The 24,901-nt window shown below is 65.9% G+C and carries 20 protein-coding genes; 11 read left to right on the top strand and 9 right to left on the bottom strand.

Annotated elements, in window-relative coordinates; genetic code table 11:
* Positions 1-143 precede the first annotated feature (143 nt).
* Positions 144-974, top strand: coding sequence for a diacylglycerol kinase family protein (locus ATE64_RS00235; RefSeq protein WP_058455578.1), 831 nt, complete (start codon positions 144-146; stop codon positions 972-974).
* Positions 971-1,819: a metallophosphoesterase gene (locus ATE64_RS00230; protein ID WP_058455577.1), complete on the top strand. Its 849-nt coding sequence runs from the start codon at positions 971-973 to the stop codon at positions 1,817-1,819. Before ATE64_RS00235 ends, ATE64_RS00230 begins: the two co-directional genes overlap by 4 nt.
* A gap of 86 nt (positions 1,820-1,905) precedes the next feature.
* On the opposite strand, the gene recF is transcribed toward ATE64_RS00230, so the two are convergent.
* Positions 1,906-3,021, bottom strand: a complete 1,116-nt coding sequence (gene recF, locus ATE64_RS00225; RefSeq protein WP_058455576.1) for a DNA replication/repair protein RecF — start codon at positions 3,019-3,021, stop codon at positions 1,906-1,908.
* Between the two features lie 268 nt (positions 3,022-3,289).
* Between recF and ATE64_RS22300 the strand changes: the two genes are divergently transcribed.
* Complete coding sequence (locus ATE64_RS22300; RefSeq protein WP_269433187.1) at positions 3,290-3,418, top strand: hypothetical protein; 129 nt, start codon at positions 3,290-3,292, stop codon at positions 3,416-3,418.
* A gap of 60 nt (positions 3,419-3,478) precedes the next feature.
* Complete coding sequence (locus ATE64_RS00220) at positions 3,479-3,658, top strand: PspC domain-containing protein (RefSeq protein WP_058455575.1); 180 nt, start codon at positions 3,479-3,481, stop codon at positions 3,656-3,658.
* 98 nt (positions 3,659-3,756) lie between these two features.
* On the opposite strand, the gene ATE64_RS00215 is transcribed toward ATE64_RS00220, so the two are convergent.
* The 4 genes from ATE64_RS00215 to ATE64_RS00200 all read right to left on the bottom strand — a co-directional run bounded on the left by ATE64_RS00215 (position 3,757) and on the right by ATE64_RS00200 (position 14,148).
* Positions 3,757-4,461 carry a hypothetical protein gene (locus ATE64_RS00215; RefSeq protein ID WP_058455574.1) on the bottom strand — a complete coding sequence of 235 codons (705 nt, stop codon included), beginning with the start codon at positions 4,459-4,461 and terminating at the stop codon, positions 3,757-3,759.
* A 104-nt stretch (positions 4,462-4,565) separates the two neighbouring features.
* Positions 4,566-8,846, bottom strand: coding sequence for a DNA-directed RNA polymerase subunit beta' (rpoC, locus tag ATE64_RS00210; protein ID WP_058455573.1), 4,281 nt, complete (start codon positions 8,844-8,846; stop codon positions 4,566-4,568).
* 53 nt (positions 8,847-8,899) lie between these two features.
* Entirely contained in the window at positions 8,900-13,078 is a 4,179-nt protein-coding gene (rpoB, locus tag ATE64_RS00205; protein ID WP_058455572.1) for a DNA-directed RNA polymerase subunit beta, read from the bottom strand.
* 317 nt (positions 13,079-13,395) lie between these two features.
* Positions 13,396-14,148: a TorF family putative porin gene (locus tag ATE64_RS00200; protein ID WP_058455571.1), complete on the bottom strand. Its 753-nt coding sequence runs from the start codon at positions 14,146-14,148 to the stop codon at positions 13,396-13,398.
* A 258-nt stretch (positions 14,149-14,406) separates the two neighbouring features.
* On the opposite strand from ATE64_RS00200, the gene ispG reads away from it, so the two are divergent.
* The 3 genes from ispG to ATE64_RS00185 all read left to right on the top strand — a co-directional run bounded on the left by ispG (position 14,407) and on the right by ATE64_RS00185 (position 17,839).
* Positions 14,407-15,558, top strand: coding sequence for a flavodoxin-dependent (E)-4-hydroxy-3-methylbut-2-enyl-diphosphate synthase (gene ispG / locus ATE64_RS00195; protein ID WP_058455570.1), 1,152 nt, complete (start codon positions 14,407-14,409; stop codon positions 15,556-15,558).
* 149 nt (positions 15,559-15,707) lie between these two features.
* Positions 15,708-16,799 (top strand): hypothetical protein, encoded by a 1,092-nt coding sequence (locus tag ATE64_RS00190; RefSeq protein WP_058455569.1) that lies wholly within the window; start codon positions 15,708-15,710, stop codon positions 16,797-16,799.
* Entirely contained in the window at positions 16,796-17,839 is a 1,044-nt protein-coding gene (locus ATE64_RS00185) for a phosphotransferase (protein WP_058455568.1), read from the top strand. Before ATE64_RS00190 ends, ATE64_RS00185 begins: the two co-directional genes overlap by 4 nt.
* Positions 17,840-18,330: 491 nt before the next feature.
* On the opposite strand, the gene rpsI is transcribed toward ATE64_RS00185, so the two are convergent.
* The 4 genes from rpsI to ATE64_RS00160 form a co-directional block, all read right to left on the bottom strand.
* Positions 18,331-18,828, bottom strand: a complete 498-nt coding sequence (gene rpsI, locus ATE64_RS00175) for a 30S ribosomal protein S9 (protein WP_058455566.1) — start codon at positions 18,826-18,828, stop codon at positions 18,331-18,333.
* The gene (rplM, locus tag ATE64_RS00170; protein ID WP_058455565.1) at positions 18,828-19,307 is read right to left on the bottom strand and encodes a 50S ribosomal protein L13; all 480 of its coding nucleotides are present in this window, start codon (positions 19,305-19,307) and stop codon (positions 18,828-18,830) included. Before rplM ends, rpsI begins: the two co-directional genes overlap by 1 nt.
* Positions 19,308-19,489: 182 nt before the next feature.
* Complete coding sequence (locus ATE64_RS00165; protein ID WP_058455564.1) at positions 19,490-20,275, bottom strand: hypothetical protein; 786 nt, start codon at positions 20,273-20,275, stop codon at positions 19,490-19,492.
* Positions 20,272-21,315 carry a COX15/CtaA family protein gene (locus ATE64_RS00160; protein ID WP_058455563.1) on the bottom strand — a complete coding sequence of 348 codons (1,044 nt, stop codon included), beginning with the start codon at positions 21,313-21,315 and terminating at the stop codon, positions 20,272-20,274. The genes ATE64_RS00165 and ATE64_RS00160 overlap by 4 nt, the downstream gene beginning before the upstream one ends.
* Positions 21,316-21,402: 87 nt before the next feature.
* Between ATE64_RS00160 and ATE64_RS00155 the strand changes: the two genes are divergently transcribed.
* From ATE64_RS00155 to ATE64_RS00140, 4 genes are all read left to right on the top strand, one after another.
* Positions 21,403-22,395: a M48 family metallopeptidase gene (locus tag ATE64_RS00155; RefSeq protein ID WP_058455562.1), complete on the top strand. Its 993-nt coding sequence runs from the start codon at positions 21,403-21,405 to the stop codon at positions 22,393-22,395.
* 56 nt (positions 22,396-22,451) lie between these two features.
* Positions 22,452-22,985 carry a peptide-methionine (S)-S-oxide reductase MsrA gene (gene msrA, locus ATE64_RS00150; RefSeq protein WP_058455561.1) on the top strand — a complete coding sequence of 178 codons (534 nt, stop codon included), beginning with the start codon at positions 22,452-22,454 and terminating at the stop codon, positions 22,983-22,985.
* Positions 22,986-23,123: 138 nt separating this feature from the next.
* Entirely contained in the window at positions 23,124-23,660 is a 537-nt protein-coding gene (locus ATE64_RS00145) for a YfiR family protein (protein ID WP_231729010.1), read from the top strand.
* A complete protein-coding gene (locus ATE64_RS00140; protein WP_058455560.1) occupies positions 23,657-24,901 on the top strand; it encodes a diguanylate cyclase in 1,245 nt (414 codons plus the stop codon). The genes ATE64_RS00145 and ATE64_RS00140 overlap by 4 nt, the downstream gene beginning before the upstream one ends.

Genomic DNA, 24,901 nt, shown 5'->3' with positions numbered 1-24,901 from the left:
TGTCATAGCTATCGCGCCCTACAGGGCGGCGCGGCGCCGAACAAGATGGCGCAGCGGGGCGGGACTCATGGACCCCGGATCAAGTCCCGGCCGACGAGGACGGGAGGAAGCGACCTTTTTCCCGCTCATGCGTAGAACAGGCCATGACCAGCCCCTTCACCCGCCCCGCCCTCGTCTGCAACATCCAGAGCGGCAGCCACGATCCCGCGATCCGCGCTGCGATCGAGGCGGCGTGCCGCGATGCGGGCACGCCGCTCGTCGCCACTTTCGAACTGCCCGATGGCGCGGTTCCCGACGCGACGACCCTTCGCGAGCGGGACATCGACCTGCTGCTCGTGTGGACCGGCGACGGGACGATCAACGCCGCGGCCCGATCGGCGGTCGGCTGGAATGGCGCGATCCTCCCGCTGCCCGGCGGCACGCTCAACCTCTTGTCCAAGGCGCTTCACGGCGACCGCCCGGCGCCCGAGATACTGACCGACGCGCTCATGGGCAAAGGACGCCGCCGGCCGGTCCCGACGATCCGCTCGGCAGGCGGCGAGGCGTTCATCACCATCGTCGCAGGGCCGGCAACGCACTGGGCCGAGGTGCGCGAGACGATGCGCCAAGAGGGGCTGCTCGAAGCGGGGCGCGCGGCGCCCGACGCGCTCGAGGCGATGATGAACGCGCCCGGCGTGCGCGTCGCGGGGCACGGCAAGGCCTATCCGGCCGTCATCCTCACCCCGACCGAGGCCGGGGTGCGCGCCGACGGCATATTGACCGAAGGGACAATCGACGTGCTGCGCCACGGATTGGCTTGGCTTGGCGGCGATTTCCGCGACGGGCCGAGCGAGGAAATCGCGCAAAGCGAGACGATCGTCCTCGAAAGCGATGCACCGATCAGCCTCGAATATGATGGCGAACTGGCCGAGACCGGATCGCCCGCGCGCTTCGGGCTTGCGCTGAGCGCAGTCGATTTCGTCGCCACCCTATGAAGCGGCTGTTCCATATCAGCGATCTGCATTTCGGGCTTGAGGATCGTAGTGCCCTCGACTGGTTCGCCCGCTGCGTGCGCGTCGAACATCCGGCTGCTGTGCTGATCACCGGCGACCTGACGATGCGCGCGCGCAGCCGCGAATTCGCCGCGGCCTGCGACTGGATCGCGGCCCTCGATGTGCCGGTGACGGTCGAGGTCGGCAATCACGACCTGCCCTATTTCAACCCCGTCGCGCGCTTTTTCCGTCCCTATGCGCGCATCCGCCGGATTGAGGGGTTGGTCGAACGCGAACTCGACCTCGATGGCGTCGCGGTCGTGCCGCTCAAGACCACGGCGCGCGCGCAGTGGCGGCTCGACTGGTCCAAAGGATGGGTCACGCGGCGGGCGCTCGACCGGACGCTGGCGGCGATCGACGCGCTGCCCGCCGGCACCGATGTGCTGGTGACAGCGCACCATCCGCTCGTCGAGGCGGGGACGAAGGGCCGCGCCCTCACGCGCGGCGGCGAGCGCGCGCTGACCGAACTCGCGGCACGCGGGGTCGCGGCGGTGCTCACCGGCCACGTCCATGACGCCTTCGACCTCTTGAAGGAAACCAGCGCCGGCCCGATCCGCATGATCGGCGCGGGGACGCTGTCGAAACGGCTGCGTTCGACACCGCCGGGTTTCAACGAACTCACCATCGCAAGCGGCCGGATCGACGCCCGCGTCCGCAACCTCGAGCACGTCGCCACCCCCGACATGCAGATCGGCGCCGTCCCGCCCGACGCGCTGCCGCCGCGCACCCCCGGCGAGCCAGTCGCGCCCGTCGGCGCGGTGCCGCCGGTGGACCCGCCGGTTCGTTGAAGGGGAAGACGTCGAGTTGGGGAGCGGCCTTTCAGGTGCGATGAGGGCGGCAACAGCTTCGACCGGCAGGCGATCGCCGGCCGGACCTAACCCGGCCCGATCCGCCCACCCGCAATGTGAAAGCGCGTTACCGGCCCCGGCATGTCGGCGAACAGCGCCGCCTCGGTCCCGGTGAGCCAGGCTTGTCCGCCCTGCGCCGCCAGCCGGTCGTAAAGCGCGGCGCGGCGCAGCGGGTCGAGATGCGCCGCCACCTCGTCAAGCAGCAGCACCGGGCGCTGGCCGCGTCCACGCGCGACGCAATCGCTGTGCGCGAGAACGAGCGAGAGCAGCATCGCCTTCTGTTCGCCGGTCGAGCACCGCGCCGCGGCGCGGCCGGTCGCGGCGTGGACCGCCAACAGGTCGTCGCGATGCGGCCCGGCCGTTGCGCGGCCAGCGGCGGCGTCGATACGGCGGCGCGACGCGAAGAGCGTCTTCAGCGCTTCGGCATCGTGGGGCGCCTGGCGCGGTACGCCGTCGGCGGCAACGAGCGTCAGCAGCGGGCGCGCAAAGGGCGCATCGGGCTGGCCGGCGAGCTCGGCCGACAGCGCCGCGAGCGTCCGCTGCCGCGCCGCGTCCATCGCCGCGCCATGCTCGGCAAGCTGCGCCTCGAGGCTGGCGAGCCATTGCTGGTCGGCGGTCGCCATATCGGCGAGCAGCTTGCCGCGCGCGCGCAGCGCCGCGTCATAGCGATTGCTGTGCTGCGCATGGCGCGGGTCGAGCGCGAGGACGAGCCGGTCGAGGAAGCGGCGGCGGTTGCCCGCCGTCTCGACGAACAGCCGGTCCATCGCGGGGGTAAGCCACAGCACGGCGAGCCATTCGCCGAGCGAGGCCGCCGCCGCCGATGCGCCGTTGATCCGCACGATCCGCCGCCCGGGATGCGCGGGCTCGATCCCCGTGCCCAGCGCGACCGGCGGCAAGTCGGCATCGGCCGCGGCAAGCAGCTCGGCAAAGATCGCGAAGCCGCCGGTCGCACCGTCGCGCACCATGTCGGACAGCGCGGCGCGACGGAGCCCGCGGCCCGGCGCGAGCAGCGAGATCGCCTCCAATATGTTGGTCTTGCCCGCGCCATTGTCGCCGTGCAGCGCCACAAGCCCCGGCCCCGCCGCCATGTCCGCGCCGGCATGATTGCGAAAGTCGGTCAGCGAGAGGCGGGCGAGCGTCATGGCGACGGCGCTACCGCACCATAAGGGGCGACGCCAGCCCACCGCACGCCTCTTCACCCGTCATCCCCGAGCACATCTCGAATAGCGATATCAAATTTTTCCCAAAATTGGGAATTTTTACCAAAGACCCGCAAAGAGCGCGCTGAAATATTCTATCTCCAGCTCAAAAACGGCGGTTAACCAGCGCTGAATGAAATTGGCACGGCTCCTGCATTACCTTCGGCATCCACCGGATGGTCCGGATGGAGGATGGAAAAAGGATAGGTAAATGGCCCACTTCAATGTTGAATCGCTCAAGAGCTACGCGATCGCCGCGGTTGCTTCGGCTTATTGCTCGCTCATGTTCCTCGCCGCTGTCGGTCCGAACGCAGCGCACTTCGGCGGGCTGGTTGCTTAACCAGCCCCCGTACCCCGCGAACAACGCCGGTCCCGACGGGCCGGGATGGAAAGGAAAGAAATGAAACAGGGTTTTCGCAAGAATCGTCGCGATGGGGTGATCTTCGGTGTGTGTGCCGGGATTGCGGACCAGTTCGGCTTCGACGTCTTGTGGACGCGCGTCGCCTTTGTCGCCCTGACGCTGCTCGGCTTCGGCCTTCCGCTGCTGCTGTACCTGACCGTCGCGATCCTCGCGCCGTAACGCAGCCCGGGCCGGCCCGCCTTTCAGGCGCAGTCGCACCGGCCCGCAAATTTCCCAAAAAGACCAAGGGCTCACCGGCCTCGATCGGTGGGCCCTTTTCATTTGGGCCGCACCGTGAAGCGATAGGGGATATAGAGGAACACCTCGGTCGCGCTCGCCTGCGCCCAGATGAGCTGTTCATTGAGCCCCGCGACCTCGACGCCATAGTCGGGACCGAAGGCACCCGCGGTCTTGAGCGCCTCGCCTGCGACCAGCTTGACGATCTCGGGCCGATACTGGTCGGGGTTGATGATCGTCAGCGTGATCTCGCCGTTCTTCTCCAGCAGCGCGCGCCCGTTGGGCGGCACCGCCTTGATGAAATTGTCGATCCGTCCCTGCGCGCTGCCGACCGATCCCGCGAGGCTAGCCTTCACATAGAGCTCGATCTCGCTGGTGTCGGGGCGCTGGCCGCGCCCGAAGACCAAATCCTTGAAGTTGGCGAGCGTCAGCTTGGTGAGTTCGAATTCGCCGGTGACGAGTTCTACCCCGGCACTATCAGCGCGACGGATCGCGGCTTCGAGCATCGCATGAATTTCGCGCTTTCGCATATCCTCATCGCGCGAGTCAGAGGTGAACTGGACCGGCTGGATCGCGCTATCGGCGGTCCGCCGCAGCCCGACCACGGTCTGCTCGTCCGAGAGATAGTCGGCCGACGCGCGCTGCGCCGTCACCACCACCTCGCCTTCGATATTGCTATTGTCCTGCGCCGCCGCCGGCGAGACCGCCAGCAACAGCCCGGCACCGATCAGATAAGCCCGCATCATCCCACTCCCTCCCGAACGAAGGCGCAGGCTATCAGTTTGGCGGCAAAGAAAAAGCCCCGCCGGATCGCTCCGGCGGGGCTTGTTTCTGTCAGGCTCCGAGGGGCTTATTCCCCGTCGCTCTGGATCAGATAATCGCCGGCATCGGCGTCGGTGCCGTGGGTTTCACCCTCGACCGCGCCGAGCGGATCGTCGCCGATCGCGGCTTCGGGGCCCTGCGCCAGTTCGGCGGCATGTTCCTCGGCCGCCGACTGCGGCGCGATCAGATGCGCCTCGGTGGCGTTGCGCATCGCGGCACGGAGCGCGGCATCCTTCGACGACGCGGTGACGCGAACGCGGTTCATGGCAGCGCCGGTGCCCGCCGGGATGAGGCGGCCGACGATGACATTTTCCTTGAGGCCCATCAGCGAATCGACCTTGCCCTGCACCGACGCCTCGGTGAGGACGCGGGTCGTTTCCTGGAAGGACGCGGCCGAAACGAAGCTGCGGGTCTGCAAGCTGGCTTTGGTGATCCCGAGCAGGACCGGACGGCCCTCCGCAGGCACGCCATTCTTCGGCAGCTTGGCGTTATACTCCATCATCTCCAGATAATCGAGCTGCTCGCCCGGCAACAGCGTGGTGTCGCCGCCGTTGGTGATCTCGACCTTCTGCAGCATCTGGCGAACGATCACCTCGATGTGCTTGTCGTTGATCTTCACGCCCTGCAACCGGTAGACTTCCTGGATTTCCGCGACCAGATACTCGGCCAGCGCTTCCACGCCCATTACGTCGAGGATGTCGTGCGGGTTCGGCGAACCGCTGATCAGCGCATCGCCGCGCTTGACCTGGTCGCCTTCCTGCACTTCGAGAACCTTCGACTTCGGGATCAGATATTCGATCGGATCGCCCTCTTCCGGAACGATCGCGATCTTGCGCTTCGCCTTGTAATCCTTCACGAATTCGATGCGGCCGCTGATCTTGGCGATCACCGCATTGTCCTTCGGGATGCGCGCTTCGAACAGCTCGGCAACACGCGGCAGACCGCCGGTGATGTCGCGCGTCTTCGACGCTTCGCGGGTCACACGGGCCAGAACGTCGCCCGCCTGCACTTCCTGGCCGTCCTCGACCGACAGCATCGTGCCGACCGCGAGCAGATAGCGCGCAGCTTCACCCGAGGCGTCGTCGAGCAAGGTCAGGCGCGGCTGAAGGTCTTCCTTCTTGCCGCGGCCGGCGGCGCGATACTCGATGACGACGCGCTGCGCGATGCCGGTCGCTTCGTCGACCTGTTCGATCAGGGTCTTGGTATCGATCAGATCCTGATACTTCACGACACCCGGCTTTTCGGTGATCAGCGGCATGGTGAACGGATCCCATTCGGCAATCCGGTCGCCCTTCTTCACCTTCTCGCCGTCCTTGTGCATGATCTGCGCACCATAGGGCAGCTTGTGCGTCGCACGTTCCCGGCCTTCGCTATCGATGACCGCGATTTCGCCCGAGCGCGACAGCGCCAGACGGCGACCGCGCTGGTCGACGATCGTCGCCATGTCGCGATATTCGATCGTGCCGTCAGAGATCGCTTCGAGGTTCGACTGCTCGTTGACCTGCGCCGCGCCCCCGATGTGGAAGGTCCGCATGGTCAGCTGCGTGCCGGGCTCACCGATCGACTGGGCGGCGATGACGCCCACCGCTTCACCGATGTTGACCGGCGTACCGCGCGCGAGATCGCGACCGTAGCATTTGGCGCAGACACCGAGGGTCGCTTCGCAAACCAGCGGCGAGCGGATCTTGACCGCCTGCACTTCGGCTTCCTCGATCTTCGCGACCATCGCTTCGTCGAGCAGGGTGCCCACCGCTGCGATGATATTGCCGTCCTTGTCCGTGACATCTTCGAGCGTCGTGCGGCCGAGAATGCGTTCGCCCAGCGAAGCGATCGTCGAACCGCCCTGGATGATCGCGCGCATTTCCATACCGCGTTCGGTGCCGCAATCATCCTCGATCACAACGCAGTCCTGCGACACGTCGACGAGGCGGCGGGTCAGGTACCCCGAGTTCGCCGTCTTGAGCGCCGTGTCCGCAAGACCCTTACGGGCCCCGTGGGTCGAGTTGAAATATTCAAGGACGGTCAGGCCTTCCTTGAAGTTCGAGATGATCGGCGTTTCGATGATTTCGCCCGACGGCTTCGCCATCAGGCCGCGCATCCCCGCGAGCTGCTTCATCTGCGCCTGCGAACCACGGGCACCCGAATGCGCCATCATGTAGATGGAGTTGATCGGGGCCATACGGCCATCGGGCAGCTTCGGCGTCGCGCGGATCTCATCCATCATCGCGTTCGCGACCTTGTCGCCGCACTGCGACCAGGCGTCGATCGCCTTGTTGTACTTTTCCTGCTGCGTGATCAGGCCGTCCTGATACTGCTGCTCGAAATCCTTCACGAGCGCGCGGGTTTCGTCGACCATCCCTTCCTTCGACGCCGGGATGATCATGTCATCCTTGCCGAACGAGATGCCCGCCTTGAACGCGTTGCGGAAGCCCAGCGCCATGATGGCGTCGGCGAACAGCACGGTCTCTTTCTGACCGGTGTGACGATAGACCTGGTCGATCACGTCGCCGATTTCCTTCTTGGTCAGAAGGCGGTTGACGACGTCGAAGGGCACGGTGTGCGACTTCGGCAGGCATTCGCCGATCAGCATGCGGCCGGGGGTGGTTTCGTAGCGCTTGAGGTAGGTGTTGCCTTCCTCGTCGGTCTGCGGAACGCGGCTGATGACCTTCGTGTGCAGCGTCACCGCGCCGGTGAACAACGCCTGATGCACCTCGGCCATGTCGGCGAGCAGCATCCCCTCGCCCGGTTCGCCTTCGCGCTCCAGCGAGAGATAATAGAGACCGAGGACCATGTCCTGCGACGGAACGATGATCGGCTTGCCGTTCGCGGGGCTGAGGATGTTGTTGGTCGACATCATCAGCACGCGTGCTTCCAGCTGGGCCTCGAGGCTCAGCGGGACGTGGACGGCCATCTGGTCACCGTCGAAGTCGGCGTTGAACGCGGCGCAGACCAGCGGGTGAAGCTGGATCGCCTTGCCCTCGATCAGCACCGGCTCGAACGCCTGGATGCCGAGGCGGTGAAGCGTCGGAGCGCGGTTCAGCAGGACCGGGTGCTCGCGAATGACTTCGTCGAGGATGTCCCAGACTTCCTTGCGTTCCTTTTCGACCCACTTCTTCGCCTGCTTCAGGGTCATCGACAGACCCTTGGCGTCGAGGCGCGCGTAGATGAAGGGCTTGAACAGCTCGAGCGCCATCTTCTTCGGCAGGCCGCACTGGTGCAGCTTGAGTTCGGGGCCGGTCACGATGACCGAACGGCCCGAATAGTCGACGCGCTTGCCGAGCAGATTCTGACGGAAGCGGCCCTGCTTGCCCTTGAGCATGTCGGACAGCGACTTGAGAGGCCGCTTGTTGGCGCCGGTGATCGTGCGGCCACGGCGGCCGTTGTCGAACAGCGCGTCGACCGCTTCCTGCAGCATGCGCTTTTCGTTGCGGACGATGATGTCCGGCGCGCGCAGCTCCATCAGGCGCTTCAGGCGGTTGTTGCGGTTGATCACGCGGCGATAGAGGTCGTTGAGATCCGAGGTCGCAAAGCGGCCGCCATCGAGCGGCACCAGCGGGCGCAGTTCGGGCGGGATGACCGGCACGACTTCAAGGATCATCCACTCGGGGCGGTTGCCCGATTCGATGAAGCTCTCGACGACCTTCAGGCGCTTGATGATCTTCTTGGGCTTGAGCTCCGACTTGGTCGTCGCAAGCTCTTCCATCAGGTCGACGCGTTCTTGCTCGAGGTCGAGATTTTCGAGGAGCACGCGAATCGCCTCGGCGCCGATGCCGGCCGAGAAGGCGTCTTCGCCATATTCGTCCTGCGCGTCGAGCAGCTCGTCTTCGGTCAGCAGCTGGAACTTCTCGAGCGGGGTCAGGCCGGGCTCAAGGACGATATAGGCCTCGAAGTAAAGGACGCGCTCGAGCTGCTTCAGCTGCATGTCGAGCAGCAGGCCGATGCGCGACGGCAGCGACTTCAGGAACCAGATGTGCGCGACCGGCGCGGCGAGCTCGATATGGCCCATGCGCTCGCGGCGCACTTTCGTGACCGTGACTTCGACGCCGCATTTTTCGCAGACGATGCCCTTGTATTTCATACGCTTGTACTTGCCGCACAGGCATTCATAATCCTTGATCGGACCGAAGATGCGCGCGCAGAACAGGCCGTCACGTTCGGGCTTGAACGTGCGATAGTTGATCGTTTCGGGCTTCTTGATCTCGCCGAACGACCACGAGCGGATACGCTCCGGGCTCGCGATGCCGATCTTGATCATGTCGAAGGTTTCGGGCTTCGCGACCGGGTTCATGAAGTTGGTAAGCTGGTTCATTTGTCTGCTCCATCTTCCCCTCTCGCGCGGGGCGAGAGGGGTGAGGAAAAATCTCATTCGGCGGCTTCGGGAAGAGCGTCCGGACCTTCGCCCTCGTCTTCGTCCGCATAGGACGAAAGCTCGACGTTGAGGCCCAGCGAGCGCATTTCCTTGACAAGCACGTTGAAGCTTTCGGGAATGCCGGCCTCGAAGGTGTCGTCGCCCTTGACGATCGCCTCGTAAACCTTGGTGCGGCCGATCACGTCGTCGGACTTCACCGTCAGCATTTCCTGCAGCGTGTACGCCGCGCCATAGGCCTGGAGCGCCCAGACCTCCATTTCACCGAAGCGCTGGCCACCGAACTGCGCCTTACCGCCCAGCGGCTGCTGGGTGACGAGGCTGTACGGCCCGATCGAACGCGCGTGAATCTTGTCGTCGACGAGGTGGTGGAGCTTCAGCATATAGATGTAGCCCACGGTCACCTTGCGGTCGAACTTGTCACCGGTGCGGCCGTCATACAGATCCGACTGACCCGATTCATGCAGGCCCGCGAGGGTCAGCATGTTGGTCACATCGGCCTCCTTCGCGCCGTCGAACACCGGCGTCGCGAACGGCACGCCGACCTTCAGATTCTCGGCGAGTTCGACGACGCTGTCGGCGTTGCGCGCCTTGATGTCGTCGACATATTCGGCGCCATAGACACGCTCCAGCGTGTCGCGCACCGCTTCGGGCATCTGGCCGCCGGTCGCGTCGGGATTGGCGTCACGCCAATCCTCCAGCGCCTGCGTCACCTGCCGCCCGAGGCCGCGCGAAGCCCAGCCAAGGTGCGTTTCGAGGATCTGCCCGACGTTCATGCGCGACGGCACGCCCAGTGGGTTCAGCACGATGTCGACCGGCGTCCCGTCTTCGAGGAATGGCATGTCCTCGTTCGGCAGGATGCGGCTGATGACGCCCTTGTTGCCGTGACGGCCGGCCATCTTGTCGCCCGGCTGCAGCTTGCGCTTGATGGCCACGAAGACCTTGACCATCTTGAGCACGCCGGGGGCGAGCTCATCGCCGCGCTGCAGCTTTTCGACGCGGTCCTCATACTTGGCGTTGATGCGCTTGATCGCCTCGTCATACTGCGCCTTGATCGCTTCGAGGGCGGTCTGGGCGGTGTCGTCGACAACCGCCAGCTTCCACCAGTCGGCGCGGTCGAGGTCGACCAGCATGTCCTCGGTCACCTCGTCGCCCTTCTTCAGGCCCTTCGGAACCGCGCTGGTGGTCTGGCCGACCAGCAGTTCCTTGAGGCTGGAGAAGGTCGCGCGGTTCAGGATCGCGCGCTCGTCGTCGGCGTCCTGCTTCAGGCGCTCGATTTCCTCGCGCTCGATCGCGATCGCGCGTTCGTCCTTGTCGATACCGTGGCGGTTGAAGACGCGGACTTCGACGACCGTACCCGACACGCCCGGCGGCAGGCGGAGCGAGGTGTCGCGCACGTCGCTGGCCTTTTCACCGAAGATGGCGCGCAGCAGCTTTTCTTCCGGCGTCATCGGCGATTCACCCTTGGGGGTGATCTTGCCGGCCAGAATGTCGCCCGGGCCGACCTCGGCACCGATATAGACGATGCCCGCCTCGTCGAGGTTGCGCAGCGCTTCCTCGCCGACGTTCGGAATGTCGCGGGTGATGTCCTCCGGCCCGAGGCGCGTGTCGCGTGCGGTGACTTCAAACTCCTCGATGTGGATCGAGGTGAAGACGTCGTCCTTCACGATGCGCTCGCTGATGAGGATCGAGTCCTCATAATTATAGCCGTTCCACGGCATGAACGCGACGAGCACATTCTTGCCGAGCGCCAGTTCGCCGAGCTCGGTCGAGGGACCGTCGGCAATGATGTCGCCCGAGCGGACGACGTCGCCGACCTTCACCAGCGGACGCTGGTTGATGCAGGTCGACTGGTTCGAACGCTGGAACTTCTGCAGGCGATAGATGTCGACGCCCGACTTGCCGGGTTCGACCATGTCGGTCGCACGGATGACGATACGCGTCGCGTCGACCTGGTCGATCACGCCGCCGCGGCGCGCCGCGATCGCCGCGCCCGAATCGCGCGCCACGGTGCCTTCCATGCCCGTACCGACGACCGGCGCCTCGGCGCGGAGCAGCGGAACGGCCTGACGCTGCATGTTCGAACCCATGAGCGCGCGGTTGGCGTCGTCGTTCTCGAGGAACGGGATCAGCGACGCCGCGACCGAAACAAGCTGCTTCGGCGACACGTCCATCAGGGTAATCTGGTCGCGCGGCGCCATCAGGAATTCGCCCGCCTCGCGCGCCGAGATCAGCTCGTCGATGAAGCTGCCGTCGGGGTTGAGGTCGGCGTTCGCCTGCGCGACCGTGTGTTTCGATTCCTCCATCGCCGACAGATAGACGACCTCGTTGGTCACCTTGCCGTCGATGATCTTGCGGTACGGCGTCTCGATGAAGCCGTATTTGTTGACGCGCGCAAAGGTCGCGAGGCTGTTGATCAGACCGATGTTCGGGCCTTCGGGCGTTTCGATCGGGCAGATGCGGCCATAGTGGGTCGGGTGAACGTCGCGGACCTCGAAGCCCGCGCGCTCGCGGGTCAGACCGCCCGGCCCGAGCGCCGAAACGCGGCGCTTGTGCGTCACTTCGGATAGCGGGTTGGTCTGGTCCATGAACTGCGAGAGCTGCGACGAGCCGAAGAACTCGCGCACCGCGGCGACCGCCGGCTTCGCGTTGATCAGGTCGTTCGGCATCACCGTCGAAACGTCGACCGACGACATGCGCTCCTTCACCGCGCGCTCCATGCGGAGCAGGCCGACGCGATACTGGTTCTCGAGCAGCTCGCCGACCGAACGGACGCGGCGGTTGCCGAGATTGTCGATATCATCGATCTCGCCCTTGCCGTCCTTCAGGTTCACGAGCTCCTTGACGACGGCGAGGATGTCCTCGCTGCGCAGCGTAGTGACCGTATCCTCGGCATCGAGGCCGAGGCGCATGTTGAGCTTGACTCGGCCGACGGCCGACAGGTCATAGCGCTCGGGGTCGAAGAACAGACCGCCGAACAAGGCTTCCGCGGTTTCGCGCGTCGGCGGTTCGCCGGGGCGCATGACGCGGTAGATGTCGCTGAGCGCCTGGTCGCGGTCCTCGGCCTTGTCGGCCTTCAGCGTGTTGCGGATCCAGGGGCCGGTGTTGTTGTGGTCGATGTCGAGCAGGACGAGCTTGTCGATGCCCGCGCCGTCGATCTTTTCGAGATTGTCGGCGGTCACTTCGTCGCCGGCCTCGATATAGATCTCGCCGGTCGCCTCGTTGATCAGGTCATAGGCCGAATAGCGGCCGAAGATTTCTTCGGTCGGGATCAGCAGCGTGTCGAGACCGTCCTTCGCGGCCTTGTTGGCCAAGCGCGGGCTGATCTTGTGGCCGGCGGCGAAGACGACTTCGCCGGTCTTGGCGTCGACGACGTCGAACGCGGGCTTCGAACCGCGCCAGTTTTCGACGACGAACGGCACCTTCCAGCCGTTCGAGGCGCGCTCGAACACCAGACGGTCGTAGAAATAGTTGAGGATTTCCTCGCCCGACATGCCGAGCGCATAGAGCAGGCTGGTGACCGGCAGCTTGCGCTTGCGGTCGATACGGACGTTGACGATGTCCTTGGCGTCGAATTCGAAGTCGAGCCACGAACCGCGGTACGGAATGACGCGCGCGGCAAAGAGATACTTGCCCGACGAGTGGGTCTTTCCGCGGTCATGGTCGAACAGCACACCCGGCGAACGGTGCATCTGCGACACGATGACGCGCTCGGTGCCGTTGACGAAGAAGGTGCCGTTCTCGGTCATGAGCGGCATGTCGCCCATGTAAACGTCCTGCTCCTTGATATCGAGGACCGAACGGGTGTCGGTTTCGCTGTCGACTTCGAAGACGATCAGACGCAGCGTGACCTTCATCGGCGCCGCATAGGTGATGCCGCGCTGACGGCATTCCTCGACGTCATATTTCGGCTCTTCGAGTTCGTAATGGACGAAGTCGAGCTCGGCGGTGCCGGCGAAATCGCGGATCGGGAAAACGCTGCGCAGCGTCTTTTCGAGGCCCGAGACATAACCGATCGAGGGATCCGAGCGCAGGAACTGCTCATAGGATTCGCGCTGCACCTCGATGAGGTTGGGCATCTCCACCGCTTCGTGGATATTGCCGAACAGCTTGCGGATTCGCTTGGTCGCGGTTGCTTCGAGGGCCTTGCCCACCGACTTCGCCTTGGTCGCCATAAGTGATTGTCTCGCCTTAAAAAAATAGCTCGCGAGCGCGGGAGAGACGCAAAAAAGCCGCAAGCAACCGTTGCCGGTTTACCGCAGCTTTCCAACGCATCTCGAAATCCCTACCGCCCTATTCCTGTGGCCCGTTGCGCAAAGTCAGGCCGCTTCCCGGACGATCGGGTGTGGACGCGATATAGGATTTGGGCACCGCGCTGTCAACGGGAGCGGTAGCGCAAGACCGGAACGCATTGGCCCGCGCATAGCAAAAGGGGACGGCCTCCCCCCAGAGACCGCCCCCTCGAGCGCGTGGTCGCTGACCCGCTAGGCGATCAGAATGCGACGCCCAGCGTAAAGACCACGGTCGGATCGTAGAGCGTGTCGATCGCCTTGACGCCCGACTTCTTGACGTCGGTGTCGATATACTGGACCGATAGCGTCGCCGGACCGGCAGCGAAGGACGCACCCACCGACCAGTCGAGATAGTTGCCATCGGCCGAGACGAGGCCGAGCGAACCGTCGGTGTAACCGACACCCGCGGTCAGTGTGACCGGCGAATCGGGGATGCCATAGCCGAGGCCGAGGTTCAGATAGATATTGTCGTCGCTGCCCAGCGACTTCTGATCCCAGGCATAGGCGACCGTGCCGGTCGCCGAAACGGGACCGAGGCTCTGCGTCAGCTTGCCGATGACTTCGAAATAGTCGGTCGGGGCGCCGCCGTCGTCGCTGCCCGGATAGGTGTAATAGGTGACGCCGACGTCGACCTTGGTGCCCGGCGCGATCTCGGTCGCATAGCCGCCATAGAGGTCGAGCTCGAACTTGCCGTAGGCCGGGCTGTCGGGGAAGGTCGAACCCCATGCACCGACGTAGAAGCCGCTTTCGTGGCTCAGCGTCAGCCACGGCTGCACCGCGACCTTTTCGTTCGAAAGCGAGACACCGCGGAAACGATAGTCGCTGGTCACGGCAATCCCGCCGTTGAGCGTGAGCGGACCGCTGGCCCCTTCTTCTTCCTCAGCGAAAGCAGGTGTCGACAGCGCCGACGCAGCGAGGAGCATGCCGAAGCAGGCTTTGGTGAGAAACTTCATGGGTTGATCCCCCTAAAAAACAAACCGGATCGTCCCAACCTGCCGTGCGCGCTCACGCCTCTGCACGGGCATGTAGCGACGAACGAGATGAAATTGCCGATTTTGCTGCATTGCACAAACAAAAATTGCGCCTCCATGCGCATTAGCTGGTGAACTGTGTCTTTCGAGCAACAGCGGCGGGGCCGCGCTTGCGCTTTGCCAAGCGCGCGCGCGGCCGCTAAAGAGCGACGCATATCTCCCCTCTTTTCAGGCTATGTCATGAGCGATCACAATCCCGGCCTGCGCCCCTGGCGCGACATCGCGCGACGGACGAGTCGCCAGATCATGGTCGGCAACGTCCCGGTCGGCGGCGGCGCGCCGATCACGGTGCAGACGATGACGAACACGCTGACCAGCGACGCCGTGGCGACGATCGACCAGATTCGCCGCTGCGAAGAGGCCGGCGCCGACCTGATCCGCGTCTCGTGCCCCGACACCGATTCGACGGCCGCGCTCGGCAAGATCGTCCGCGCCGCGCGCATCCCGATCATCGCCGACATCCATTTCCACTACAAGCGGGCCTTAGAGGCCGCCGACGCCGGCGCCGCCTGCCTGCGCATCAACCCCGGCAATATCGGCAGCAGCGAGCGCGTCGGCGAAGTCGTCCGCGCCGCGAAGGCGAACGGCTGCGCGATCCGCATCGGCGTCAACGCCGGCAGTCTCGAAAAAGACCTGCTCGAGAAATATGGCGAGCCCTGCCCCGAGGCGCTCGTCGAAAGCGCGCTCGACCATATCAAGCTGCTCCAGGATCATGATTTCCACGACTATAAGGTCGCGGTGAAGGCCAGCGACGTCTTCCTCGCGGTCGCCGCGTACATGCAGCTCGCCGACGCGGTCGACTGCCCGCTGCACCTCGGCATCACCGAGGCGGGCGGGCTGATTGGCGGCACGGTGAAGAGCGCGCTCGGCATCGGCAATCTCCTCTGGGCGGGCGTCGGCGACACGATCCGCGTCAGCCTGTCGGCCGAACCCGAAGAGGAAGTGCGCGTCGGATATGAAATCCTGAAATCCTTGGGCCTGCGCACCCGGGGCGTCCGCGTCGTCTCCTGCCCCAGCTGCGCGCGACAGGGCTTCGACGTCATCCGCACCGTCCAGGCGCTCGAGGATGCGCTCGGCCACATCAAGACCCCGATGTCGCTCTCGGTCCTCGGCTGCGTCGTCAACGGCCCCGGCGAGGCCCGCGAAACCGACATCGGCATCACCGGCGGCGGCAACGGCCGCCACATGGTCTATCTCTCGGGCGTCACCGACCACCATGTCGAGGACGACGACATGATCGCGCACATCGTCAAGCTGGTTGAGGCAAAGGCGGCGGAGATCGACGCGGGCAGCGCGGTGAGCATGGACACGCTGCACGGCAAGGCGGCCTGACAGCAACGATAAGGCGGGCTTCGGTCGGCCCCGGCTTTCGCCGGGGATCAGGATCACGTCAGCAATGACAGCGATCGCCCCCAACCCGACATCCCTTCCCTTCCGTCAAGTCCCGCGATACGTTGCAACAAAAAACGGGACGAGGACATATGCTGACCAAGGGCGACGACTTTCCGCTCCACCAGACCAGCGAACCGGTTGCGTTCGCGGGGACCGACCGCAACTTCTACGACCGCTATTTCTTCAACGGCTACAGCCCCGACGGGTCGGTTTTCTTCGCCGCCGCGATGGGCTTCTATCCGCAGCTCGGCATCGTCGACGCGAGTTTCTGCGTCATCGTCGACGGGGTGCAGTATAATCTGCGCGCCAGCCGCCGTTCGGGTGGTGAACGGCTCGACCTGTCGGTCGGCCCGATCGCCATCGGCATCGACGCGCCGCTCGAATGCCTGACCCTGCGCATCGCGGCCAACGACGGCCCCCTCGCCGCCGAACTGGTCTTTACCGGCCGCCATTTCCCGATCGAGGAACCGCGCTTCATCCGCCGCAACGGCACGCGGCTGTTCATGGACTATACGCGGATGACGCAGAACGGCCGTTGGTCGGGCTGGCTGTCGGTGGACGGCGAGCGGATCGCGGTCGACGATAGCTGGAGCGGAACGCGCGACCGCAGCTGGGGCGTGCGTCCCGTCGGCGCAAGCGAGCCACAGCCGCCGCCAGAGGGCAATTTCACCCAGTTCTTCTGGCTGTGGACGCCATGCAATTTCGAGGGTCGCTCGCTCTTCTTCCACAGCAACGACGATCGCGAAGGCAATCCGTGGAATCGGCGCGCGGTGATCGTCGGAGACGGGGGCACCGAACAGCATTTCGACGCCGCGAGCTTTACCGTCGGCTGGCAACCGGGCACGCGGCGGGTCGCGCGGATGACGGCCGAGCTCGGTGGCGGCAGGTCGCTGACGCTTAGCCCCAACGGCGCCGTCTTCGCGATGAGCGGGCTCGGCTACACGCATCCGCTCTGGGGGCACGGTCTCGACCACGGCCCCGAACCGGCGATCGCCCACGACCGCATGACCGAGGCCGAGCGCGGCTGGGGCAATCCGCTCGCTATGCACATCCAGGCGCTCGTTACCGCCGAACTGACCGACGGCGGCGGCACGCATCGCGGCGTCGGTGTCCTCGAACAATTGTTCGTCGGCCCGCACGCACCGACCGGCCTTTCCGGCTTGCTGGACCCCGTCGCTTGAGCTTCCCGACCTCGCCCGAGGCGATGGCGCCCGCGTGGCTCGCCAGCAAGCTTGGGCAGGAAGCCACCGCGCTCCACGGCTTTACCGTCGCCAAGGTCGGCACCGGGCAGATGTGCGACAGCTTTCGCCTGACGCTCGACTGGGCGGACGGGGTCGACGCGCCCGCCTCGGTCATCGCCAAATGCCCGAGCCATGATCCGGCGAGCCGCCATATCGCAAAGATCACCGGCACCTATGTCAAGGAAGTGAGCTGGTATCGCGAACTCGCGGCGGGTAGCGGGGTCGCAGCGCCGGTGTGCCATCATGCCGAGATCGCGGACGATGACGTCGACTTCATCCTGATCCTCTCAGACCTCACCCCGGCGCGGCAAGGCGACCAGCTCGCCGGGCTGGGTCTCGCCAGTCTTATTCCCTGCATCGACGCCGCTGCCGGGCTGCACGCTCTCCTCTGGAACGACGTCCGCCTCGACACCTTGCCCTGGCTCGCACGCGACAACGGCGATGTGATCCGCTCGCTTTTCCCGCAGCTCTACGCGGGCTTTCGCGAACGCTATGCGACGCGGCTCGCCCCTGAGGTGCTCGACCTCGGCGCGGGGATCGTGGACCGGCTCGACGCCTATCTCTCGCGGCAGACATCGGCGCGCACGATCGTTCACGGCGACCTGCGCATCGACAATATCCTCTTCGCGCCCGACGGCGAGCGCTGCTGGCTCGTCGACTGGCAGACGCTGGGACGCGGCAGCGGCGCGACCGATCTCGCCTATCTGGTCGGCACCAGCATCGCCGATCCGTTCGAGCGCGCGGCGGCCGACCGACCGGCCTTCGATCACTGGATCGCGGCACTCCGCACGCGCGGGATCGCCCCCGACGCGGCCGCGCTCTGGACCGACTATCGCGTCGGCGCGCTCAGCGGCTATTTCATGGCGGTGTTTGCGTCGATGAATGTCGAGCGCACGGCGCGCGGCGACGAGATGTTCGCGGTCATGGCCGAACGCCCGGCGCGCCAGGCGCTCGCGCTGGGAAGTTTGGAGCTGCTATAGAAAATGGCGGGTTTCGACCGATTGCGGGCATGCGGATTGAAGCTCATAGTTCGCGAATGAGGATATGGATTCGCCGTTTCGCCGTTGCGTTCATAATTGCCATACTGCTCGGAGCCTTGGCATGGGTGGTCCTTTTTGAGGTAGTCCTCACGTCGTTTTCGCCGAACGTGTTGTTGCAGTTGCTGGTTCCAGTGGGCTTGGCCATCCTAGCTTTGGCCGGTTGGCGGATAATCGTTGCGCTCTACAAGTGGGCGCCAAACGAGCCACAAACATTAGCGAATGTCCGCTGACGTCCGCTCCCCACCCCAATTTTGACATCCCCTCTTCGTCATCCCGGACTTGATCCGGGATCCAGCGCGGCGTTGAAGTCGTGGACCCCGGACCAAGTCCGGGGTGACGAATGTCTGGAATCCACCCCAAAGCCGACACGAAAAAGGGCGGCCCGTTGCCGGACCGCCCTTTCCTTCTCCACCCGTCGGCGGAAAAAGCTCTTAACGCTTCGAGAACTGGAAGCTGCGGCGGGCCTTTGCCTTGCCGTACTTCTTACGCTCGACTGCGCGGCTGTCGCGGGTCAGGAAGCCAGCCGCCTTGACCGGGCTGCGCAGCGCCGGTTCGAAGCGGGTCAGCGCCTGCGCGATGCCGTGCAGAACCGCACCGGCCTGGCCCGACAGGCCACCGCCCTTGACGGTCGCGATCACGTCATACTGGCCAGTGCGTTCGGTCAGGCCGAAGGGCTGGTTGATGACGAGGCGCAGCGTCGGACGCGCGAAATAGACTTCCTGGTCGCGGCCGTTGACGGTGATCTTGCCCGTACCGGGCTTGACCCACACGCGGGCGACGGCGTCCTTGCGGCGGCCGGTTGCATAGGCGCGGCCCTGCTTGTCGACCTGCTTCTCGCGAAGCGGAGCGGTCGGAGCAGCCGGAGCGACGGTGCCTTCGACGGCGCCGGCGAGATCCTTGAGATCGGTCATGGTCTGTTCGTCGGCCATTATGCACCCACCTTGTTCTTGCGGTTCATCGACGCGACGTCGATCACTTCGGGGCTCTGCCCTTCATGCGGATGTTCGGTGCCCGCGAAGATGCGCAGGTTGCGCATCTGCTGGCGGCCGAGCGGGCCGCGCGGGATCATGCGTTCGACGGCCTTTTCGAGCACGCGCTCGGGGAAACGGCCTTCCAGAACCTTCTGGGGGCTGGTTTCCTTGATGCCGCCGGCATAGCCGGTGTGCTTGTAATAGCGCTTGTCCTGCAGCTTCTTGCCGGTGAACGCCACCTTCTCGGCGTTGATGACGATGACATTGTCACCGCAATCGACGTGCGGGGTGAACGACGGCTTGTGCTTGCCGCGCAGGATGTTGGCGATGATCGACGCGACGCGGCCCACGACGAGACCGTCGGCGTCGATCAGCACCCATTTCTTTTCGACCGTGCCGGCGTTCGCCGAAGCGGTCGTCTTGGTCAGCGCCTTCATGGCACGCTCCTTGACAGATATGGACCGGAGCCCTCCCGATAACCGTACCGGGCGCCCCGAAACAAACCGCGCCGCCTGTCGCAAATGGACGCAGCGGCGCTTCGGAGCGGGCCAATGACGGCAAATGCAGCGAAAGTCAATGATTCGGCGGCTTTGCTGACGGGTATTATGATACCGCGCAATTATCTGTCGGCATCGAGTTCGCGAATCTGCTCCTCGGCGAGCTGTCGTTCGTCGCCTGCGGGGCCGGTCAGCCAGCTTTGCCGCCGCTCGGCGATCAGAAGCCCGGTCGCGGTGTCGACGGTCCAGTTCCGCTCCACCACGAGGGGCTGCGGCGCCCCTGCCCGCGCGGAAACTTCGCCTCGCTCGGTGCGCGCGATCGTGCGCAAGTTGCCGTCCTGGCGCACCGCCACCCCCGCGCCGGAGGACGCCGGGATATCGGCGTTGGCCGTGGCGACCAGCGCGCGAATGTCGGCGGTCGCGAGTTTTTCGCGGTCGCCGGGCGACAGGGCAGCGAGCAGTCGCGCGGCGCTCTTCGCCTCGGGCCGGTCGGCGGCGGCCGCCATCGCCTCTGTCTGCGCCATCACGCGCGCCCACAGGCCGTCGGGGTCGACAAGGTCGATGCTGCTGCCGTCGGCCGCGACAAGATAGGTGACAGGCTCACCGACGAGTGGCTGCATCAGGCTGGTAAACGCCCCGGCAAGCTCGGGCCGCGCGTCGGAGCCGGTTCGCTGCAGCGTGGCGACAAGCCGGATGCCGCGACCGGCACGCTCCCATTGCAGGAGATAGTCGAGCGTATAGCTCGCGATCGTTCCGTCGCGCGACAGCCGCCGTGTGGTGACACGATAGCGCATCGGCGACCCGAGCGGCGGCGCGAAGACCCGCGGCCCGGCGACCGCCGGAGCGGGCGCAGGAAGGACAGCAGGACCGGCCTGCCCCGCCAACAGCAGCAGGACCGCGGCGATCATGCTGCGGGGCGTCCCAGCCGGTGCAGCGATGCGGCGGTCGTCGCGACGAGGATCGCTCCCGTGACCTGATGCAGCACCGCGATCCACATCGACACGCCGGTGACGACGGTCAGGATGCCGAGGGTCATCTGCGCCGCGACGACGAGGATCAGCAGCATCGCCTCGGTCCGCGCACCACGCCGGCCGAGGGTGCGCGCGAGCAGCAGCAGCGCGATCGCAGCCGCCCACGACCACCAGCGATGGAGGAAATGGAGGAGGAAGGGATCGTTGGTAAAGGCGAACCAGGCGCCGCGGGACCAGTCGATCCCCTCGGGCACGAAATGGTCGTTCATCGACGGCCATGTGCTGGCGACATAGCCCGCGTTCAGTCCGGCGACCCATGCGCCGAGCAGCAACTGAACGAAGAGGATCGCGATCACGGCCCACGCAACTCCGGTCAGCCGCGGCCTGACTGCAACGGGATCGCGAGCCATCACCGCGAAATCGCGCGCGGTCCAGACCAGCGCCGCGAGCAGAAAGAGCGCGGTCAGCAAATGGAGCGCCAGCCGGAAGTGACTGACATCGGTCCGGTCGACGAGGCCCGAGGCGACCATCCACCAGCCGATCGCGCCCTGCAGCCCCACCAGTGCCGCGAGGCCGAGCAGGCGCGCGCCAAAACCCGCAGGGATCGCGCGCCGCCAGGCAAAGAAGGCAAGCGGCACGAGCAGCGCGATGCCGACGAGCCGACCGAGGATGCGGTGCAGCCATTCCCAGAAGAAAATCCCCTTGAACGCCGCGAGCGACATTCCGGCATTGATCTCCCTATACTCGGGGATCTGCTTGTATTTCTCGAACTCGGCCTGCCAGCCTGCCTCGGTCAGCGGCGGGAGGACGCCCGACACCGGCTTCCACTCGGTGATCGACAGCCCCGATTCGGTAAGGCGGGTGATACCACCGACCGCGACGACCATGATCACGAGCAGAGCGACGGCCCAGAGCCAGCGGGACAGGGCGGCGGGACGGGGGATAGAGGGCCGGACGGTCACGGAGGCTTGCGTCATCGCCTCGCCCTATCGCCGCTTGTCTGCCGATAGGCAAGAGGGCGAAAATTCATGGTCGCGACAGGCGCGGGTTGATAAGCGGCAGCGATGCATCCCCGCCTCCGTTCGTTTTCGATCCTGATCGGTCTCGTGTGCGCCGCACCCGCTTGGGCATCGGCGGACGCGCCCGCCACCGGCTATGCCCTGCTCGCCCGGCAGGAGGCGCGCGTCGCGACGATCGGCTTTCGCCTGACCACCGCCAACGCCGCCTGGTGCCCCGCGATCCAGCCGCAGTTCGGCTGGATATTGGGCGACCCCCGGCTTTATGACGCGTACGACCGCGCCGAAGCGCTGGCGGCCTATCATGCGACCGACGCCGATACGGCCTTTGTCGCGGCGGTGGCGCCGGGATCGCCCGCCGCGACCGCCGGGCTGCGCACCGGGGCCGCGATCGGTGCCGTCAACGGCCAGCCGGTGGATGTGGCAGAGGGGAATGACGCCTTCGCGCGCATGACCGCCCTCGAAAAACTCTTCGCCGCGCTGCCGCCGCGCGCCCGTGCGATGATCGCCGGGATCGACGGTCAGGCCGCCGCGATCGACCCTGTCCCCGGCTGCGCCAGCGACTTCCGCGTCAATGCGCGCGCGGCTGCGGCTGGCGGCGCCGACGGTCGCCTTGTCGTAGTCAGCGCGGGGCTCGTCGATTTTGCAGCGAGCGATGACGAGCTTGCCGCCGCGATCGCGCACGAGCTTGCGCACAATATCCTCCGCCATCGCGCGCGGCTCGACGCGGCGGGGGTCGACCGCGGGCTCGGCAAGCAATTCGGCCGCAGCGCGCGGCTGTTCAAGCAGACCGAAGTCGAAGCCGATCGGCTGTCGGTGTGGCTGCTCGCCGGGGCGGGCTATGACCCGGCGGCGACCGTCCGTTTCTGGTCCCGTTTCGGTCAGCGCAAGGGCGCGCCGCCGTTCCAGGCGGCGACGCATCCAGGCTGGCGCGACCGGGTCGCCTCCTTCGAGGAGGAAATTCGCGCGATCGACAGTGCGCGAACGGCGGGTCAACCCTTGAAACCACCTCTGATCGACGCGCCCCCGCCCTTGGAATAGTATGGGGCGCACCTTATTTACCGCGCATCCCCTCCCCCCACCAAAGGAACCATGCCATGACCCGTGAAACCGCGATCTTTGCCGGAGGATGCTTCTGGTGCACCGAGGCGGTCTTCCAGTCGCTGGCCGGCGTGGAAAAGGTCGAAAGCGGCTATATCGGCGGCACGACGGCGAACCCCACCTACAAGCAGGTGTGCGGCGGCGACACCGGCCATGCCGAGGCGATCCGCATCAGCTTCGACCCCGCGGTCATTTCCTATGCCGATCTGCTCGACGTCTTTTTCGCGACGCACGACCCGACGCAGCTCAACCGGCAGGGCAACGATATCGGCACCCAGTATCGCAGTGCGATCTTCCCGCTCGACGCGGGACAGGAGGATGCGGCGCGTGCGGGCATCGAGCGCGCCGCAACCGACTGGCCCGCGCCGATCGTCACGACGATCGAGCCCGCGTCGACCTGGTATCCGGCCGAGGATTATCATCAGGCCTATTGGGACGGCGAAGGCCAGCGCAATCCCTATTGCATGGCCGTCATTCCGCCCAAGCTCGCCAAGCTGCGCAAAGGGTTCGCAGAGCGGCTGCGCGCCTGAAAAGAACCAAAATGGCGGCAGACTGTTGCAATATGGTCGCATGACGTCACATTTCCTTGACTTTGCGGCAGTTTAGACTAGCGGACCCCGCCCAGCGGGGGCAGGGTAGCCCCATGGCGCGGTGAGGGGTCGCTGTCGGTGTTTGTTTCGCTTCTTCTGGTCGGATCGTCGCTGGCGGCGCCGCAGCTGGCGATGGAGGCGGCGAGCCAGACGATCGTCGACGGCAGCCCCGCCGGTGTCGCGACCGGGGTCAACCGGATCGTCGGCGGGATCATCAGCTATGCCCGCTGGCCGGCCGACCTGCCGCGCGCACCGCGCACGATGTGCGTCGCGGGCACGCCGCAACTGACCGATCACATCGCACCCGCCGTGCCGGGCGGACATAGCATCGCGGTGCGACGCCTTTCCGCGCCCGCCAACGGCAGCGGCTGCGACATCCTGTTCCTCGGCAGAATGCCGGTCGCCGACCGGCAGCGCCTGATCGCGTGGGTGCGCGGCCGCCCGGTGCTGACGATCACCGACGACGATCCGGGCTGCAGCTTCGGCGCGATGTTCTGCCTCCGCGCCCGCGCCCCAGGCGTCAGCTTTTCGGTCAATCTCGACGCCATCGGCCGTGGTCCGCTGCGCATCGACCCGCGCGTGCTCCAGATCGGCAGCGACGGGGACGCCTCATGACCCGCCCGCTCGCACCCCGCAGCCCCGCCCGCCCCGCGGCGCACACGACGCTGCAAAAGCTGCTGTCGCGGTTCCATTTCGGCATCACCCTGTTCGCCGTCGCGCTCTCGGGCGTCGCGATCCTGCTCGCGGGCATCACGACGCTGCGCAGCTACGCCGACCGGAACATGGAGCTTGCGACGCGCGTCGGCGCCTATGGCGCCGAACCCGCGCTCGTGTTCAACGACCCCGAGGCGGCGCGCGAGGGGCTCGACCCTCTTCGCAGGATCCCGGGGATCGCACGGCTGCGCGTGCTCGATCATCGGGGCCGTCCGCTCTACGAATGGCAGTCGCCGAAGGGCGATCCGTCGCCCGTGCTGACCAGCCTGTTCTTTCCGCAGCCCTTTTCCACGCCGATCAGGCGCAACGGGTCGGTGATCGGGCGCATCGAGATCTGGGGCGATAGCTCGACCCTGATCGACTATGTCCGCATCGGCGCGCTTGCCGGGCTCGGTTGCCTGCTCGTCACCGCGCTGGGGACGATCATCCTCGCACGCCGTTTCGAATATGAGCTGGTCAAGCCGCTCGGCGAGATCGCGACCGTCGCGCACGACGTCCGGCTGCACCGCCGGTTCGACAAACGCGTGCAGCCGCTCCGGATCGCCGAGCTCGACCGGCTGGGCGGCGACATCAACGCGCTGCTCGACGAGCTTCAGGGCTGGCAGGGACATATGGAGAGCGAGAATGCGGTTCTTGCCCACCGCGCCTCGCACGACATGCTCACCGCCCTGCCGAACCGCGCCGCGTTCGACGAGCAGCTCGCAGCGCGGATCGAGAATGCGGCGCGGCGCGACGGGCGCTTTGCGCTGCTGTTCATCGACGCCGACAATTTCAAGGCGGCGAACGACAATCATGGTCACGCGGCGGGCGACGCGGTGCTGGTCGCGCTATCGGCGCGGATCAAGGAGACGCTCCGCACCGGTGATTTCGCCGCGCGCATCGGCGGCGACGAATTCGTCGTGATCGTCGATCCGCTCGATGAGGGGGCGGGCGCCGAAGCGATCGCCGCGCGCATCCGCCAGATCGCCGCGCAACCCGTGGCTTTGCCCGGCGGCGCCGACTATCGCCTCGCGATCAGCGTCGGCGCCGCGGTCTATCCCGACGATGGCGGCGATGCGGCCGGGCTGCTCACCGCGGCCGACACCGCCATGTATGCCGACAAGCTGACCAACCGGTCGCAGAAGAGACAAGCGGAGACCTGA

This window comes from Sphingopyxis sp. H073 (genome assembly GCF_001468395.1).
In the GTDB taxonomy this organism is placed as follows: Bacteria; Pseudomonadota; Alphaproteobacteria; order Sphingomonadales; family Sphingomonadaceae; genus Sphingopyxis.
Note: the sequence above shows the minus strand (reverse complement) of the source record. Positions and strands in the feature narration are given on the sequence as shown.

What these genes read in the sequence shown, in the direction of transcription:
- ATE64_RS00165 (WP_058455564.1), bottom strand. Translation starts at nt 20,275, where the DNA reads ATGATCGCCGCGGTCCTGCTGCTGTTGGCGGGGCAGGCCGGTCCTGCT.
- rplM (WP_058455565.1), bottom strand. Translation starts at nt 19,307, where the DNA reads ATGAAGGCGCTGACCAAGACGACCGCTTCGGCGAACGCCGGCACGGTC.
- ATE64_RS00160 (WP_058455563.1), bottom strand. Translation starts at nt 21,315, where the DNA reads ATGACGCAAGCCTCCGTGACCGTCCGGCCCTCTATCCCCCGTCCCGCC.
- ATE64_RS00230 (WP_058455577.1), top strand. Translation starts at nt 971, where the DNA reads ATGAAGCGGCTGTTCCATATCAGCGATCTGCATTTCGGGCTTGAGGAT.
- ATE64_RS00220 (WP_058455575.1), top strand. Translation starts at nt 3,479, where the DNA reads ATGAAACAGGGTTTTCGCAAGAATCGTCGCGATGGGGTGATCTTCGGT.
- ATE64_RS00215 (WP_058455574.1), bottom strand. Translation starts at nt 4,461, where the DNA reads ATGATGCGGGCTTATCTGATCGGTGCCGGGCTGTTGCTGGCGGTCTCG.
- msrA (WP_058455561.1), top strand. Translation starts at nt 22,452, where the DNA reads ATGACCCGTGAAACCGCGATCTTTGCCGGAGGATGCTTCTGGTGCACC.
- ATE64_RS00190 (WP_058455569.1), top strand. Translation starts at nt 15,708, where the DNA reads ATGCTGACCAAGGGCGACGACTTTCCGCTCCACCAGACCAGCGAACCG.
- rpoB (WP_058455572.1), bottom strand. Translation starts at nt 13,078, where the DNA reads ATGGCGACCAAGGCGAAGTCGGTGGGCAAGGCCCTCGAAGCAACCGCG.
- ATE64_RS00200 (WP_058455571.1), bottom strand. Translation starts at nt 14,148, where the DNA reads ATGAAGTTTCTCACCAAAGCCTGCTTCGGCATGCTCCTCGCTGCGTCG.
- rpoC (WP_058455573.1), bottom strand. Translation starts at nt 8,846, where the DNA reads ATGAACCAGCTTACCAACTTCATGAACCCGGTCGCGAAGCCCGAAACC.
- ATE64_RS22300 (WP_269433187.1), top strand. Translation starts at nt 3,290, where the DNA reads ATGGCCCACTTCAATGTTGAATCGCTCAAGAGCTACGCGATCGCCGCG.
- ispG (WP_058455570.1), top strand. Translation starts at nt 14,407, where the DNA reads ATGAGCGATCACAATCCCGGCCTGCGCCCCTGGCGCGACATCGCGCGA.
- ATE64_RS00235 (WP_058455578.1), top strand. Translation starts at nt 144, where the DNA reads ATGACCAGCCCCTTCACCCGCCCCGCCCTCGTCTGCAACATCCAGAGC.
- recF (WP_058455576.1), bottom strand. Translation starts at nt 3,021, where the DNA reads ATGACGCTCGCCCGCCTCTCGCTGACCGACTTTCGCAATCATGCCGGC.
- ATE64_RS00155 (WP_058455562.1), top strand. Translation starts at nt 21,403, where the DNA reads ATGCATCCCCGCCTCCGTTCGTTTTCGATCCTGATCGGTCTCGTGTGC.
- ATE64_RS00140 (WP_058455560.1), top strand. Translation starts at nt 23,657, where the DNA reads ATGACCCGCCCGCTCGCACCCCGCAGCCCCGCCCGCCCCGCGGCGCAC.
- rpsI (WP_058455566.1), bottom strand. Translation starts at nt 18,828, where the DNA reads ATGGCCGACGAACAGACCATGACCGATCTCAAGGATCTCGCCGGCGCC.